The 17,371-nt window shown below is 42.2% G+C and carries 13 protein-coding genes; 6 read left to right on the forward strand and 7 right to left on the reverse strand.

Features of this window, described 5'->3' with window-relative positions:
- Nucleotides 1-203: 203 nt before the first annotated feature.
- The 4 genes from A7985_RS07095 to A7985_RS07110 form a co-directional block, all read right to left on the reverse strand.
- Nucleotides 204-1,385: a response regulator gene (locus A7985_RS07095; protein WP_065789714.1), complete on the reverse strand. Its 1,182-nt coding sequence runs from the start codon at nt 1,383-1,385 to the stop codon at nt 204-206.
- Nucleotides 1,372-1,728, reverse strand: coding sequence for an Hpt domain-containing protein (locus A7985_RS07100; protein ID WP_065789715.1), 357 nt, complete (start codon nt 1,726-1,728; stop codon nt 1,372-1,374). The genes A7985_RS07095 and A7985_RS07100 overlap by 14 nt, the downstream gene beginning before the upstream one ends.
- Complete coding sequence (locus tag A7985_RS07105) at nt 1,712-4,324, reverse strand: hybrid sensor histidine kinase/response regulator (RefSeq protein WP_065789716.1); 2,613 nt, start codon at nt 4,322-4,324, stop codon at nt 1,712-1,714. Before A7985_RS07105 ends, A7985_RS07100 begins: the two co-directional genes overlap by 17 nt.
- Nucleotides 4,325-4,473: 149 nt before the next feature.
- On the reverse strand, nt 4,474-5,469 hold the full coding sequence (locus tag A7985_RS07110) for a quinone oxidoreductase family protein (protein ID WP_065789717.1): 996 nt from the start codon (nt 5,467-5,469) through the stop codon (nt 4,474-4,476).
- A gap of 146 nt (nt 5,470-5,615) precedes the next feature.
- Here A7985_RS07110 and A7985_RS07115 point away from each other — a divergent pair, with 146 nt between their 5' ends.
- Complete coding sequence (locus A7985_RS07115; protein WP_065789718.1) at nt 5,616-6,515, forward strand: LysR family transcriptional regulator; 900 nt, start codon at nt 5,616-5,618, stop codon at nt 6,513-6,515.
- Nucleotides 6,516-6,546: 31 nt separating this feature from the next.
- Here the strand turns inward: A7985_RS07115 and A7985_RS07120 are convergent, their stop codons facing one another.
- The 3 genes from A7985_RS07120 to A7985_RS07130 form a co-directional block, all read right to left on the reverse strand.
- Entirely contained in the window at nt 6,547-7,596 is a 1,050-nt protein-coding gene (locus A7985_RS07120) for a Kelch repeat-containing protein (protein ID WP_065789719.1), read from the reverse strand.
- A 362-nt stretch (nt 7,597-7,958) separates the two neighbouring features.
- Entirely contained in the window at nt 7,959-9,650 is a 1,692-nt protein-coding gene (locus A7985_RS07125; protein ID WP_065789720.1) for a nucleoside recognition domain-containing protein, read from the reverse strand.
- On the reverse strand, nt 9,650-10,789 hold the full coding sequence (locus tag A7985_RS07130; protein ID WP_065789721.1) for an NAD(P)/FAD-dependent oxidoreductase: 1,140 nt from the start codon (nt 10,787-10,789) through the stop codon (nt 9,650-9,652). The genes A7985_RS07125 and A7985_RS07130 overlap by 1 nt, the downstream gene beginning before the upstream one ends.
- A gap of 231 nt (nt 10,790-11,020) precedes the next feature.
- Between A7985_RS07130 and A7985_RS07135 the strand changes: the two genes are divergently transcribed.
- From A7985_RS07135 to A7985_RS07155, 5 genes are all read left to right on the forward strand, one after another.
- Nucleotides 11,021-12,187 (forward strand): serine hydrolase domain-containing protein, encoded by a 1,167-nt coding sequence (locus tag A7985_RS07135; RefSeq protein ID WP_065789722.1) that lies wholly within the window; start codon nt 11,021-11,023, stop codon nt 12,185-12,187.
- A gap of 112 nt (nt 12,188-12,299) precedes the next feature.
- On the forward strand, nt 12,300-13,421 hold the full coding sequence (locus A7985_RS07140; RefSeq protein ID WP_065789723.1) for a helix-turn-helix domain-containing protein: 1,122 nt from the start codon (nt 12,300-12,302) through the stop codon (nt 13,419-13,421).
- A gap of 214 nt (nt 13,422-13,635) precedes the next feature.
- On the forward strand, nt 13,636-14,211 hold the full coding sequence (locus A7985_RS07145) for an ECF-type sigma factor (protein WP_065789724.1): 576 nt from the start codon (nt 13,636-13,638) through the stop codon (nt 14,209-14,211).
- Entirely contained in the window at nt 14,208-16,370 is a 2,163-nt protein-coding gene (locus tag A7985_RS07150; RefSeq protein ID WP_065789725.1) for a serine/threonine protein kinase, read from the forward strand. Before A7985_RS07145 ends, A7985_RS07150 begins: the two co-directional genes overlap by 4 nt.
- Before the next feature lie 169 nt (nt 16,371-16,539).
- Nucleotides 16,540-16,989 carry a hypothetical protein gene (locus A7985_RS07155; protein WP_065789726.1) on the forward strand — a complete coding sequence of 150 codons (450 nt, stop codon included), beginning with the start codon at nt 16,540-16,542 and terminating at the stop codon, nt 16,987-16,989.
- The last annotated feature ends 382 nt before the right edge of the window (nt 16,990-17,371 follow it).

The following is a 17,371-nucleotide window of genomic DNA, read 5'->3' on the forward strand; positions in this document are numbered from 1 at the left end:
ATTAGAGTGCAAAGATGCTAACTTGCTTTGCAGCCACAGGCTTGATGTATCGATGACGTCTTGGTGATTTTACGACTTTTGAAATAAAACCCATTAGATAAGCTTAAATATCAAATGGTTAAATTCAAGCCTCATGCGATATTGAATAGAAAACTTGTGGCGCATTGCACCACCTACCGTTACAAATGCGCATATTTAGTTGCTTAGTTGCCAATCGCCTTGTTGACGACAGCTAAGATCTCTTGCTTAGTAGAGGGCTTCAAAATATACCCATCAAGGCCATGCTCAGCCCATTTTTTAACGAGTTGCTTGTTCTTATTTCCTGTTAAAGCAACGACTGGCGTTTTGATATTTTTACCGACATTTCTTATATGCTTGGTTGTATTTAACCCATCTAAGTTAGGTAGAAATAAGTCCATAACAATCAAGTCATACTGTGTAAGCTTAATTTTTTTGATAGCAGCTAACCCATCATCAACTTGCTCGATCTCATACCCAACATTCGTCAAAACGTCACTTATCATTTCTCGATAAATATGATTGTCTTCAACTAATAAAATAGACTGCTGACTTGTCGGTGTATCTAAAAACCCGTCACTCGACCCTGTGCCATGTAGATCTGATACCTGTTTTTCTTTGATTGGTTGCTGGAGTTGCTTCATCAACAAGCTGTTTAAATCTTGGGATTGTTTAAGCCCATCTACAAGTCCCAATAACTTGCTCGATAACGACTCCTCTAAAGCACTTAACAAGGGTTGTATATGGGATTCATTCAACTCTGAAAGTAGCTCTTTATGCATACTGTCAGGCAGCTTTTCAAGGATGTCTTGGTTAATTGTATTGACTTCATCTCGGCTTTTACTGATCTCCTCAACCACAGACGCTTTGTAACTGAGCCCCATTTCAATTAACGCGTTCAGCTCTTCGTTTTGATTTTGTACGATGCTATCGAGCGAATCTATGTAAGTATCTGAATCAGTGAATTGTTTTAGTCCTTCATAAACTATGAGCTGTAGACGGAATTTTTCATATAATGGTTGGTATACAAAGTAACTGTCAAACAGGTTTTTTAAACAGCACTTAAACGCCAACCCTGACTCCTTATTGCTGCAAAGTAAAACGCTGTAATGGTTTTTGACTAAGCGCTTTTCCTTAATCAACATATTGTATAAGCAGATGCTTTTTTTCACATCTGACAACGCAAACAAAATTACTTTGGGCGCTAATTGTTCAATATCATCCAGAGCTGATTTCCTCACGACTAAGCATCTAAAGTCGTTCGTCTGCTCAGAAATAAGCTGCGTTACCCCCTGAACATCGTCTTCTCTATGAGTCAGTACCAAAACAGCTGGATGGCGTTTTGCAATTCGGTTAATGCTCGCCATTGGTTAGCTCCTTTTTAATTGCAATAAATTCCCCATTTAACTTGATGATGATTTGTTTTATTGCGGACTTATTTTTGGTCAAGCTATAGCGCTCGATTGTTTCAAGAAAGTAGGCGCTGCGCTCCGCGCCCACAGCCCTCGCTGAGGTTTTAAGAAAGTGAGCCTGGCTCTTCAACTCTCCAAAGTCATTGATATTAAAAGATTGGACAATGGTTTTTAGCACCGTTGCCGCCTGTGCCAAAAATTCAGTATGAAATTTTTGAATTTTATCTGGCTCATCGCCTACCAGATCAATAATGGTTTCGCGATTTAGCGTCTTTAGTTCATCAGGCTGAGTGTTCATACCAACGCTCCATAATCAGCTTTATATCTGTGAGTCTCACAGGTTTGCATAAAAAATCATTCATACCGATGGATGTACACATATCCTTTTCACCTTGCATTACTGCGCCCGTAACAGCAATGATGGGCACTGGCGGTTGCTCACTTTTGGCTTCCTCTGTGCGGATTTGCTTGGTCATTTCATAACCATCGACTTCTGGCATGTGGCAATCAGTTAAAATCAGTTTGTAGTGATGACTGTGCCAAAAATTAAACCCCTCAGCTCCATTACTCGCCACATCACAATGAAAACCCAGCTTTTCAAGTTGGTTTTTTATTAATTTTTGATTAAACGGGTTATCTTCAACTAAAAGAATGTCGTGACCGCAAGTACCGCTTTCAACTGTTTTGTCCTGCGGCTCAGCGTCAAATGTAAAGTCGTCCATATTCAACTGCTCTTGCTGCTGGGCCTCAAGTTGCGAACACAATTGATGTGCGGTCAATGGCTGGTTTGGATAAACGGCTAATTGCACAAAAGACAAAGCAAACTGACTCTGTAACGAAGCGTCCGTATACACGATTAAGTTTGGGAGTTGCTCTAGCTGAGGCAACCAAAAGCGCATAGAGTCTATTTCGCTAGACAAGACCAAGTGTAACTGCGCTGGAGGCATAGCGTTCATTTTGCTTGCGCTGTTCAACTCACGAAGTGTAACGTCATAAAAAACGTGAGCGAGCTTAAGTAAATGTGCATTGTCGAATGACAATTGGCCCACAACATAACAAGCGAGCGGTGTTTTTTCACGCGCCTCACGCTCGCTAATGTCTAACCAAAATGGCGCTTTTATCGTAAAAACACTGCCCTTATGTAGTTCACTTTCTACAATAATTTGGCCACCCATAAGGTCTATAAGTTTGCCACAGATGGAGAGGCCTAACCCCGTACCGCCAAACTTTCTGGTTGTAGATTTTTCGGCTTGAGTAAAGGGTGTAAACAGCTTATTGATAGTCTCCTTGCTCATTCCAACGCCCGTATCCGAGATACTAATTGTCACCTCGCCTTGATATATATTGAGCTGTTTAAACTGTGCATTCAGTGTGATGTGCTTTTGTTTTACCCCTTGAGTGTTTGTAAACTTTATCGCGTTGCCAAGTATATTGAGTAGAATTTGCCTAAAGCGGTTTTCGTCACCTTTTAGGGGTTGTAGCTGGGCTAGGTCCTCATAAATGTTGAGACTGATCCCCTTTTCTTTAGCCGATGCAGCGAATGTGCTAACAACCTCTGACACCAGTGTTGGTAACTCAAATACCACAGTCTCTAATTCTAATTTGCCCGCTTCAATTTTGTTTAAATCAAGTAAGTCATTCAAAATCGTGATCAAGTGATTTGCCGATGTCGATGCAGTGTAAACTAAGTCCTTCGACTCACTGGTGAGTTGGCAATGGGCGAGCAGATCCAACGCCCCAATTATGCCATTGAGCGGTGTTCTTAATTCATGGCTAATCATGGATAAAAACTCAGATTTCACTTTATTGGCGCGCTCTGCTTTTTGTAGTGTGTTATGAAGCTCAGCAGTGCGATCGTTGACTCGAGTTTCAAGCTCTGTATTAAGCTCTTTTAGCGCCTGTTGCGCTTTGTGAATTTCGGTTTGATCGATACAAACACCGTCTATTCGACAATGCTCTCCTTTGTAGTTTTTACCAACTCGCCCTTGAGCAAAGACATAAATGACATCGCCATTTTTCAAAATACTGCGATAATGCTGTTTAAATTCAATGCCCGTCTTTAAGCTTTCATCCAAAGCCGCTAATACCTTGGGCCTATCTTCTGGGTGTAATAACTCAACCCATTTGTTTAAGTCACCAATATCTTTGGGCTCTAACTTAAAAATGGTGTTGGCCAACATATCCCATTTCCAACGCCACAAATTACCTGACTTTGTCGCCCGCCAAGTGCCTATTTTCCCTGCTTCAATTGCCAATTGCTTACTTTCATCCGCATCATTGAGGGCAATCACGGTATTTTTCTCAATTGTGCAGTCTTGAAGTGTCCCATTTATCCATTGCAATGCCCCTCGCTTAGCAAGGCTCCCTTTAAGCGCAAACCAACGTTTTTGACCCGCACTTTTAAGCCTAAACTCAAATTGCAAAGGCACACCAAATTGGGCATGGTTTTCAAAAAACAGCGGAAATAACGCGCGGTCATCCTTGTGCACCAAACATATAAGCTGACGCCAAGTGACTTGCACATCGTCTTCAATGCCTAAGAACTGTTTAGTTATATCTGAGAGGTACACGTGCTTTGAATCTAAATTGTATCGCCACAACCCTATGTTGGCGCTGTTAATGGCATCTGCCAAAAAGCTCCCTTCATCAAACACCGTGTTACATTTTTGCAGCACAACGGAATAGCCGTTCGTTGTTCCATATTTGTAAAGTTTAAAATAACGATTTTTGTAACAGCCAATGGCACTGTCGACTTTATCTAATTCAAGATTTAGGAGCGCTTGAACAGACAGCCCCAATACCTCTTTACAACCCAACAGCTCAACTGCAGCTGGACTGATTGACTTAATGAGTAAAGCCTTGTCGGTAACGAGAAAGGGGATGCTGCCTTCCATACACTTCCCTGCTGCAAATCACTGAGTAATTAAAATTAAATATAGCAGCTAAACACCAGATGGCTCTGTTCATTGCATCCAATGTATTAGCCCTGATGGCGCAATCAGCATCATTCGTTATGTTGATAGTCGCGCCTTCATTAAATCGCTTAATTACTCGATGGTGGGATAAGTAACATTTTCCCTAATACTTTACCGCTTTGAATTTGTTCGTGCGCCTTAGCTGCGTCGATAAGCGGCATCGTTGAATATACCGGTGCTAGCTTGGTTTCTTTTAATAACTCATAAACGTGCTCTAATGAACGTTTTACCAGTGGAAAGTTGGTAAAGTAGGTCGCGTATATTTCTGAATACGAAATAGTGGGCGCTTTACTAAAGTGATTAGCAACTTCAGCCTGCAAATTGGTGCTGCCAATACCTGCTAAAAACCCAAAGACAACAATATGCCCTAAAGTAGCAAGTGCTTCTAAATCTTGTTTTATGGTATCCCCGGCCACGGGATTGAAAATATAATCGACCCCTTTACCAGAAGTGACCTGTTTCACTTGAGTCAGCCAGTCCCCTGTAGAATTAAAGGCATAGTCTGCACCTAGGTTGAGCGCCTGCGTTACTTTTTCGTCTTTTCTATCTAGCGCTATGACTGTCACGCCAGCGGCCTTTGCAAGCTGGATCAAAGCTGTACCCACGCCACCAGTTGATGCATACACTAACGCGGTTTTGCCTTGCTGTGCACGCACAACGTTATGCAACATATGATATGCCGTAAAATAAGTAACCGGCATAGCGCCTGCTTCGAGCAGATCCGCGTCATCATCTAAAACAATGAGCTTGTCTGCATCAACAGCAGTGTACTGGGCATACATTGAAGCGCCAATTGGGCCTAAAAATGCCACTTTTTGCCCATTTTCAAGCCCAGTTCCGTTGTTATCCACTATGGTGCCACTGCCTTCCACACCTGATATCAAGGGTAACTCAGGCATCATTCCCGGTGGCATGTTACCTTCACGGATCACAGTATCGATGAAATTGACCGGAGCCGCAGCCACTTTAACTAACACTTGACCGCTGTTAAGTTTTGGAGTGGGAATGTCCGTATATTGCAGCTGTTCACTACCGCCAGTTTGCTCTAATAAAATCGCTTTCATGTCTCTCTCCTATCATTCAAACAGCCCTATGCTGATATAGGGCTTCACTTTAGCGAGCTAATGATGAGAAAAAAATAAGCAATGATGGACTTGTCAATCCCAAAAATGGGATAATCTTTCTAGTCTTATTGCTGTGAGTACATACTATGAAACGCGTACTGGATGATCTGAACCTTTTTTGTGAGGTGGTGGAACAAGGCAGCCTAAAAGCTGCATCTATGAGCACTGGCATACCGCATAGTACCGTCAGCCGTAGAATTGAGGCGCTAGAACTCGCTTTGGGATTAACCTTGCTGCAAAGAACAACGCGAGAAGTGACTGTTACCCCAAGGGGCAAAGAGTTATACCTTGATTGCTCTGTGCTTTTTAATAACCTCAGAGATTCGATAGCGCTTGCAGAAAATGCTGAAGCGACATTTAAAGGCCCACTCAATGTGTCGATGCCAGTACGTGCAGGCATTGATTTTTTGGGTGCATGGTTAATCGATTTTGCATCAGAGTATCCTGAATTAAAATTAAATATCGCGCTTTCAAACACCAATAAGAATCTTATAAAAGAAGATATAGATCTTGCTTTTCGTGTAGGCCCGCTATTGGATTCTTCCGCTATTGCATTGCATTTATGGGATATACCCTACTCTGTTTGTGCACACCGTTCTTATCTCGAAAAGTACAACTTGAGCCAGAATAGGGTTACCGAGCACCAAATATCCACTCTGCCTTGTATCGTTGCACACCCCGCAAAACAGTGGTCATTTTTGAATGCTTCAAGTAATGAAGTGATGCTCAGCCCGCTGCAAAGCCTAGTCGTAGATGATCTAGGGCTTGCCTATCATGGTGTACTCACGGGAAAGTACATGGCCATGCTACCCAATTCAATGATTAAAAGTGATGACGTGGTAAGACTCGCAGTTGATAACCTAAACCCACGTACAAGAGTCATGTATGCATACTACTTTGGTAAAAGGCATGTACAAAGCCAGATAAAACAGCTCGTACAATACATAAAGAATAGGTTTCAAAAGAATCTGCAAACACCCATATAAAATACCCTCACAGCAAAATACTTAATCGCCACTACTGGCTATCTGTGTCAATGGCAATGACCGAAGACAATGTCTCTTGTGGCCCCACTTTGGCTGCGCCACCAATTACGTAAAGGGTATTATTTAAAGTCACCATTCCATGACCATGCCTAGGCGTTGGCATATCATGCAATGACGTCCACGTATCGTTCACTGGGTCATAAGACCAAACCTGCTTAAACGCTTGCCCCGCTCGCCAATTGCTATTCGGGCCAAATACTTCCCCGCCTGAAACAATAATCTTGTTATCTAACACACTGGCAGAGAGGCCGCCAGAAGCAACGGGTAACGGTGCAACTGTGGTCCATGTATCTTTTTTGACATCATATACTTCCACATCACGCACATTTTTGTTATCAGCACTGGTTACACGGCCGCCAATAACATAAATTTTGTCACCAATAACTGCACTAGCCGCTGAGCTTCTCAATATGTTTGCAGGTTTAGCTTTGCGCCAATAGGCGTTGTTGATCAATACGAAGTGCGCGTCACTATCAACATGTTTGCCCGTACTTTTTGAAACTGTTTTCCCTCCAATGACATGAATATTTTTACCCACATTTGCATATACAGACTCCGCCAATGGAATGGGTAAAGAAGGACCTTTTCGCCACTCTCGAAATGTCCCATCGAGTCTAAATACCGTGCGTTGAATTTGCCACGCATCGTCCTTGTTTCCCGTGAAGCCTCCAATTCCATAGACATAGTGTCGATTGCTCACCATACCTAGATGATGTCTGGGTTCGGGCAAAGAAGGTTTTTTTTGCCAACGACCCGTTGGTGGATTCAATAAATACACGTCACGTGTCGGGCCTAGCCCAAAAAAAGAAGGCGTTTCTGACGGTGTAAATCCGCCGCCAACGACGATGCGCTCTTTAAACACTGCTGGATAAACCTCTTGCATTGCAATTGGTAAGTCTGGTGCTTGTCGCCAAACACTCTTTTCAGTGGTTTTTGAATCACCGCTTAGTTGATTAGCGAATGCCAAAACACTGACAAAACTCATTGCAAACATGGTCAATTTAGCAGTAGATAAATGCATTTATGCTCCTTAACGTATGCCCAAAGAATGATACCTTCAAAACACAATGCAAGATCATTCTCTTTGTGACAAATTAATGGCTATCAATCTGTGTGTTAATCAATAACATATCTTTGACCATAGTGGATAAAAATACGTCCAGCTACTATTTAAACCGCTAAAGTGCAAATTAATGAACATCACCTTGCACCACATGCAAAATAACAAACCACAATATACTTCCAACGAAGCGGTTTACGTCTGCCACTGCGCGTAATCAAAACTCATATACATACTGAAGCTTGGTCAAGTACCTGACCCCAGATTAAACACTCAGTGGCAGAGGGCATTGGATGCACTTTTAGTATTTTCAACAACACAAATTAAGCAAATACAGTTGAGATAAAAGGCACTCCCCAAGACAGCGCTAAGGTAAAGCAAAGTGCCCAGAATATCTGGCGCATTGCCAAGCGCGATGCAAATCCTAAGCTCATTTCACGAACAATGGTCAGCAAAGAAACCACACAAGGTAACATCACTCCTGCGAGATACACTGCGCAAAGCAGCTGGATATCGGTGATTTCTGTCAACTTGAGGCCCTGAGATGTACTGTCAATCAATCCGATTGCTAAACCATCTTTACGAATAGCCCCTAATATTACCGCTATGGCAGCCCCTTCTGGTAAATTGACCATGGTCATCAAAGGCGCAATAAAATGTGTGAGCGATTCAATTACGCCAAGCCACTCTAAGAAACCAACCAATAGACAAATGACAACAAAGAGCGGAAAGGCTGTATTAAAAAATGATTTCATCACGCCTACCATTTCAGATAAGGCAAATCGCCAGTTGGGTGGCTGTAAAAACCCTCTACTGAGTAGATTATAAGAAGCAGCATTGCGCTGCTGTTTCGTTGTAGTTAAAAGCAAATAAATACAAGTTGTTACGGCTAAGATAAGCAAGTATGGTAATGTGAGGTACGGCTTTCCCGCAGCAGAAAAAACAGCAACAGTTGCAGGTAGTTGGTAAGAGCATGCGGAGCCAAATGAAATGGCTGAAATACAACTTCCCCTTGTACAACATGAGCAGTTTCTAGTTTGAATAATGGCAGGTACATTGCATCCAAAGCCCATAACTACTCGCACTAAATCTCGCCCACTGAGCCCTATCTTATGCATAAAAGGGTCGAGTCGGTAAGACAGCCGATCTATCAGGCCTGTGGTTTTATAGATAGATATTATCATTGAAAATACAATGACCGTTGGCAACGCATATAATATCAAAAAAGGCAGCATCGAAATTAAACCATAGTCACCAACTAGCATATGGTTAAAAGGGGCAGGCAAAGTACCTAAATTGTTTTTGAGTGTATTAACTGGTGATTCGACATATGGGTAAAGCAAGTCTGCAAAAGCATTGGCATTGGTCACCGCAAACCAAGCAGGCAAAACCAATAAACACAGCGATAGTATCGGCCCAAGCCAAGCATACTCAAACACCAATTGCTTGGGTTTCACAGACCAATTGGCTTCAAGCTTAGGAATTTCAGTAGGAAAGCGCGCAGGCTGAGTCAATGCCTGCTCTATCTGTACAAGTTGCTCTGTTGTGACATGACGATTGTCGATAGTTATCCAAGCTAAGTCAGTGTCAGCCCTTAGTTTGTCTAGCTCTTTTCTAACGTTTTCTCGATGTTTAACTTTGTCCCAATAAGTAATGATAACGATCCCACTCCGCCCTTGCACCATATGCCATAAATCACTTAAATCACTGGGTAAATCCGTTGATTTGAGTGTTAATATGACGTGTTCACTGGTTTTTAAACGGCGTAACACTTGAGAAGTTACAACACTGTCCATCCGAGTTTGAATACCGGGCGTATCGGTGATCACCTGTCCATTCCAAGTGTACTCCTGACAGAACAGAGAACTACCTTGTAAATTGCTACTCCCAGACTTTTTGCCCATGAGGTTTTCTGTTAACGCGGTTTTTCCAACACTTTCTTTGCCAATTAGCAGCCACTGGCTTTTTACTTTTGGCTCAGGGTAAAAGGTTTGTACATCAATAAACTGCCCCATTAGCAAAAGCACTCCTGCTCTTTACAGCAATCTAAATCTTGCAACAGCATGCCTGCTTGTTTGTAGTGTTTGAATATCGATGTATCTAGCTCTAGCTCACCGGCAATAACCGCACAAGGCGCCGCAAAACGTCCTCTGAATTTATAGATGAAGCACAACAAGGTAGGATCATGGTATAAGCGTGGACCCGCTAAAAAGACATTACGCATTTTAGTCGACTCATCAAAAGGGCTCACCCAAGGGTAACCATTGTCTTGGTAAACAAAGAAGTCTGTTAGGGGACCTAAGTCTATTTCAAACCCGGTACAATTAATGGGGGGATATGGCGTGACAATCTCTTTGCCGTCGGTAGATTGTACAATATACTCCTCTCCTTGTTGGTATACGTTGCTGACTTCAAAGTCATCATCATACTCTACCCCCTCTGCACTAGATAGACTTGATAAACGCTCCGCCGTATAAGGCGATAACACCCGGCTCGGGTCAAAAGTGTCTTGTTGAGCACCATTTAAGTCGAGCAGCGTTACTTCATGACCTTGACTCACTAAGTTAAATGTCGCATCTACACCACTTTCATAACCACCAATCACAACATAATGACCTTTGGAGAAGTTATCCCAATCACTTATTTTGGAGTTATGGATACACAGCTCTGCGCCGCTAAAACCAGTGGTATTCGGGGATTGAAACTCACCACCTGCCCAAATGATAAATTTACAGTGTATCGTTAACTCACCTGCCAGCAGCTCATACCCTTTGTTTGGCCCTCGAGAAGACACTGAGTCTAACAGGGTGTTGGTCGTCACTTTAATCTTGTAGTGTTTCGCAACCATATCTAAGTACTTTGCATACTCTTCACCACTTAGATGTTCTTTGCCAGCACTAAAAGCAGGCGACGTGTCTGGTGTTATCGCGTTTAAATCTGTTTGGTGATAGCCATTACTGGGAAACGAGGGGGTGATCAATCGCATCGATTTTGGCCACCTTAAAAATGACTCCCCAATCTCTCCTCTTTCCAATACGATGAGTTCTTGATCTTCAATCCCCATTTGTTTCAATAGTGCAGCGCAACCCAAACCCGCAGGGCCTGCACCCACTATCACTACTTCAGTTTTTGTTATTTGTTTTTCACTTGGCATTACCACACCTCAAATTGATACAATATAACATACCAATATACAACAATAGAAATGAGAATTCATTGCATTTAACTGACAAATGTTTAAAGTCTGCTATGCGAATCCGCTTATCCAGAGCCACTACCCAATAGTTATCAGGCACTTGAGTATATTTTACTTTTAGCAAAATTAGGGACATCGACTTGTTCAAAAAACTTGATATACTGATTAAAAAATAAGAAAAATATAAAAATGAATAAGTTAGTTATTTCCATGTCTATAGCGCTGAGCAGCTTAGCGCTCCCCAATTTAGCGCAAGCTTTAACTTGGCAAGAAGTCAGTCAAGGTTACAAAACTCAGCTTTTAGATCTTGGGGTCGTCGGCGGCGCAATCGCACTTATCAATCGAGACCAGTCAAAGAACACACTCTACTTTGGTTTAGCCGACAGACAAAACGCCTCAGCTATTACAGAAAAAACGCTCTTTCATTGGGCTTCTATTACTAAAACCTTCACCGGTATTGCTATCATGCAATTAAGAGACAGGCATAAACTGAAACTGTCGGATCCCGTGGTCAAATACCTTCCCGAAATTGCCAAGGTATATAACCCATATGCAAACACTCACGAGATCACAATAAAGCATTTACTGAGCCATTCAGCAGGGTTTCGCGCTTCCAGCTTTCCATTTAAAACCCATGATTGGCAACCTCATGAGCCCACAGATTTTGCACAGCTCACTGCAATGATGCCCTACTCCAAAATCCAATTTGAACCGGGTTCAAAATACAGTTACTCAAACCTTGGGATCAATTTTTTAGGTGAAGTGGTCAAACGTATCACAGGCGATGATATTGAGGTTTACATCGACAAAAACATCTTTAAACCTTTGAAAATGTACGATACTTACTTTGACTCGACCCCCTATCACCTGCAAAAGTACCGTTCTAATAATTACTATTTTAAGAACAAGGAATTCCACGCAGGCGGCCCAGAGTTCGATACTGGTGTGACTACCGCCAATGGCGGTATTAATGCATCAATTGAAGACATGACGAAATATGTCGCTTTTTTAATTGGTGATACAGCAAACGCTTCCTATGAAGGCATCCTATCTCGCAGCTCGTTGGAAGAAATGTGGCAGCCACAACACTCTACCCAAAAAAGCACCAAAAAAGACGAGCGCATTGGTTTAACCTTTTTCAGCCGGACATTAGAAAACCAGCAGTTTGTTGGCCACACAGGGTCTCAGAAAAACTTTTATAGCTCACTGTTCGTTAATCCAACATCTAAAACCGGACACTTGTTTGTGTATAACACTTCAAAAATAGTCACACAAGCCAATGGTAAACGTATGGCCCTGACGATGCCCATCTACCATCACACTCAATTACAGTTGTTTGAGTTAATGGCAAAGTAGTAGGTACAATCTTTAGGGCTATCAAAAAACCATTAGGTTTATCATTTTTATTCAGTGCTTTCCTGAATTGATTGCGATATAAATAGCAGGTGTTTTCAATTAGGAACCTGTAATGGATGTCGTACCCACGGTAATTTATTCATTCATGCTTGGTATTATCGCACTTGCCCTTGTACAAGCATGGCGTAAACCTCAGCAACAGCAAACTACCTTTTTAATTGTGCTGTTGTGCCTGCTTTTTACCCATGTATGCGGTGAACTATTTATTTATTCTGGCGCATACCAATATTTGCCAGCTCTGGCAGGTTTACAATTTCCCATACGTACTCTACTTGGGCCAGCCTTATACTTTTATGCTCGTGCAACAATGTCTCCCAATGTCTCCATTTCAAGACGCAGCTATGCAATCGCCGCATTAGGGCCAATACTTGTGATGGTTGCTATGATCCCGTTTATGTTCAGTTTAACGCCTCAAGAGAAACTCGCACTGGCAGATCCAGCAACACGAAACCCAGAACACTTTAAAGTTGCCTTCTTAACCTGCCTAGTAGCGATGGTGATTTTTATTGTATTTATCGCTATTTACTTTGTAAGCGCACTCAAGGTACACGCACGGCATCGTCAACAGCTTATGGAACGCTTTGCCGACATTCAATCTCGCTCTCTCGACTGGTTTAAAGTCATGTTATTACTGTGGGGCCTTGTTTGGTTTTTTTATGCAACAGCTTATTTACCGGGGTTCACAGGTTGGAGCATACCGGGGCAAGGTGTCTTTTTACCGTTACTTGAAGCTGGCGTTCTGCTGGCTTTTGCCCAGCTAGCACTCAATCAACCAATTCTGACCCAATCAGATAAAGGCACTCCCATTGCGCACCAAACCAGAACTGCGACCCTAAGTAACGACCGAATGGACACAATTGCCAGCAAATTGAAAGATGTGATGGCGCAGGAAGCACTCTTTATGGATGACGCACTTTCTTTGAATAAGCTCTCTCGCTCCATTGGTGTCAGTGAAAATCATATTTCAGAGACGCTGTCACAATTACTAAAAACCAACTTCTTTCATTTTGTGAACAGCTATCGTGTTCAGAACGCGCAACAGCTGCTAATCAACACAGATAAACGCGTTTCCACAATTCAATATGAGGTTGGTTTTAACTCTAAATCTACCTTTAACACTGCTTTTAAAAAAGTTACAGGCATAACCCCATCACAATACCGCAAGCAAGCATAAGGCAACGTTAACAAATTGGAGTCACGTAATGCATTACGTGACTCCCGTTGTAGAATAGGACTCGATTTATTCTGCGTCTGCACTCCCTATGAGGCATGGTTCAATGGTGTATTTTAGATACGGGAAAACAACAATTTGCAACTTGATATTTACAAGTCTTTTGTTACCCTAAGCCGTGGAAATCTAGACTCAAGTGACCCATTTTGGCCCCTATATGAACAACGACGTGACGAGACTAATAGACAATTGGAAGTCAGGCTGTAAACAATCTGAACGAGCGCTCAAAGCTGAGATTTTTTTGCACCTCAAAGGGCGTTTAAAGAAACACAAAGAACAGCTGTTCTCTAATGGTGAAGCGGAGGATATACTCCCAAACACTACCTCGTTTATCAACGAGTATTTTATCGACTTCGCGCCACCTACCAGAGACTATGACAACCGCAGACAATACTTAAAAGACGTCTCAATATTCATTCGAAACGCCTTGATCAGTGAACTCAGAAAGAGAAAAGCACTAAAACGTGGCAATCTATTGGCACATACATCCCTGAGCGAACTCCACAGGATTAACATATCCGAAAATGATGAACAGTATAGTATTTTTGACGAAGCAATCTCTCTACTTAAAGGCAAGTCTGAGCAGTGTTATGAAGTTGCGCTATTCTATTATTTTTTAGGTATGACAGGAGAAGAGATCGCCGCAGAGTTCGCTATTCCCGCAGGGAAGATATATCGCCATATTGACGCAGCTAACGCATTTTTACGCAGTAAATTTACTGACGCTCCATGAACGCGCACAGCAATGAATCAGTAGATGCATTCAGCATATTCTACGAGCTCTTAGATCACCCCACCGACCAACTGATGCCAAATTTAGCTCAGATGAATGAGCTCAATGAGGATGTACATTGCGAGGTCAAAGAACTCGTCAAAGCACATATCAAAAATAAGCAAGACCACTTTTTACACAAGCTTGTATCGCACAGTACCAATATTGCTCTTGGCAATGATGAACTACTGTTTATGCATGGAGAGGTAATCGAAGGGTACGTCTTATCTGATCTCATCGGCGAAGGAGGACAAGGTGTCGTATACAAAGCACACCGCTGTGACGGCAAATTTGAGCAAACAGTTGCCATCAAACTTCTCTATCCAAACACGGCTATCGTCTCGGGAGAAAAGACATTAAAAAGAGAAGCACAAAGCCTCGCTAAGTTTCAACACAGTGGTATTGCACGTGTATTTACGATTGGTGAATACCAGCATCACTGCTACATGATTATGGATTACATTGACGCCCCCTCAATGGACAAGTTCTTTAGCACTCATCTACTCACGCTAGAACGTGTTATTGATATATTTATTAAGATTTGTGAAGCTCTGGAGCATGCTCACGCTCATCAAGTGTTACATGCGGATATTAAGCCGAGTAATATTTTGATTAATAAAAACATGCAGCCGCTATTGATTGACTTTGGTATTAGCAAGCAAGTGAGTGTTTCCAGCAAGTTAGATAATAAGGCCTTGGGCTTTACGTATCGCTTTTCTAGCCCAGAGCAGCAAAAAGGCGAGCCATTAGATTACGCTAGTGATGTTTACTCTGTCGCTAAAGTCATGCAGTACTTCCTGTCTCAATACTTTGCAAATCCAACGTTAAAAGCACGCCTTCTTAAACCTGTTCTTGCAAAGGCACTGAGCGAAAACCCAAATGAGCGTATCGGTTCAATCACGTCTCTAAAAACGTCGATTGCAGCCGTACAGGCGCTCTGCCCTGTGGAGTTTGAAACCGTAAGTCGGCTAGATAAGCTTAAATGCCTCTACGCTCGGCGTTCAATGCTATTTAAGGCTGTCGGCGTGGCATTACTCATTTGTCTACCCTTGCTGATAGCATTTTCAATTCAACGCGCCACCATCGCAGGACTCTTCTTACAACAAACTCAGGTCTCGGCATTTTTGCAATCCATTTTTGAAACAACTCAAAGTGATGGGCACTTCCACGATATTCTGAACCAGAACAGCTTACCTTCATTCTCGGATAATCAAATTAAGAATATCGAAGGGCATGGAAAAATATTATCCCCTTATGTTTTCACTAATCACGGTGGCAAAGTCGGTGAGCCTATAAAACTTAAGGTAGTGAGTGAGCATACTACGCCAGCAGATGTGGCATTTACTATTTTAGGCGACGGTTATATAAGCCATACAGGCCATTACATGCACCGCTTTTCTGTTCCAGGTATTCATACCGTCACCATAGAAGCCGTTAAAAATGCGAAAGAATACGACAAACTCGTTTTGCGATTTGTCATTCGAGATGGTCGATCTCTCCCCATAAAATTTGATGATGTGTCCACTCAACATCCCTATTTCGACAATATACATTACCTTGCTTTGCGCGGCGTAGTGATCGGGCGGCCAAACCCAAACGGCAGTGGACGACTATTTCAGCCATCTCAGATAGCAAAGCAAGCAGAAGTATTGTCTATTTTGTATCTGGCAGCCCATGAACAAGGCATCATCAAGCTTAAAAAAACACAACGACAGTACAGTAACTTACAAATCGTAAACGACAAAGGATACATTGAAGACTTTTCATGGGCTAGCGCGTATTTAAGCCATGCTGAACAGCAAGGTCTATCAATTGACCCAGCACACTTTGATCCTAAAAAGCCCGCTTCAAAAGCATGGACTGCAAGGACTGTCAGTCAATTATTAGATCTGTATGACCCTAGCCAATTGAACAACTTTAAACATATTGAGTTTAAAGACCACCTTGAATTCGAGAATACACAGTTACTAAAATACGCAAAAATTTGTGTTTTGTACGGCCTGTGCGCAGCCCATGGTGGTCACTTTCAGCCGCAAAGAGCAGTAACACGCGCAGAAGTTGCCAATATCGGCGCTAAAATTCTTAAACTATCTAAACCTGAAATACTGGAATCACTTTAATACTCACTTACCTCAGCAACTAACTCGCTAAAAAAGTCAGAAAAATTTCTCTTAATTGCGTGCCTTAACAGTTAAAGCACAGCTGCTTATTGTATCGCCTGTTTCAAAAGCACCACTGCAATGTATTTCACGCAGGGTAAAAACCGCAAAAACGTAAGGAATATCATTTATGAAAATCAGAATTATAGCAGCTTCACTTATACTAGCGTGTGTCACTTCCAGCCAAGCGAAGGCACAAGATGTGCTGGTCGAATTGGCGGAAGCGCCCGATAATTTTGCCCAAATTAGCACCCCAAGGTGTGGTTATTGCCCTCAACTTTTAGAGCCTGAAGGTGATATTGCGTGGACCAAATCATCTCATGGTGCGACAAATGCCTCAGAATGCTACGAATTCGTTAAATTCAAAGGAGATGATGAAACTGACTGTATTGTCAGATATGCTGACTATAATACCGGTGCAAAGCTCGTGGATACTACCATGACAAAATGGATCAGTATGAAATACCCTAATGGGTTAGCCGCCTACACAGTTAGAGGAAAGGGCTTGTACCTTCGAATGGGAAGCCAAGCATGCAGCCGTCTACTCAATGCACAAGACCATGTAAGAGTTGACCTGTGATTTAAGATCACACCATAAATAGCTGGCGGATGTACGAATTGGTAAACGCTTGCATTCGCGCTTTTCCCCCCTGCCAGCTTTAAATAAATCAACACTCAGTAAAAACTTGCAGTAAGATAACCCGCTCCTAGACTCGACTACTTCCCTTTATATAGCATTTTATCTAGCGCTTCTTGGCAATCAGCACGGTTCCACACTTCAACGTTTTACCTACCAAACTTCAATAGCAACATTTATTCGCAACTAAAGTCGGCGCAAACTATTTCTCTAAAAAAAGAATTAATTCGGAAAAAAATCACCAAATTGCGTGCCTTCAAGCTTTGGCAAATCGCAAATATCCTTGTCTTATCACGAAGCAATTAGTGATCCGCACTTATCCTAC

The organism is Pseudoalteromonas luteoviolacea (genome assembly GCF_001696455.1).
GTDB classification, from domain to species: domain Bacteria; phylum Pseudomonadota; class Gammaproteobacteria; order Enterobacterales; family Alteromonadaceae; genus Pseudoalteromonas; species Pseudoalteromonas luteoviolacea_C.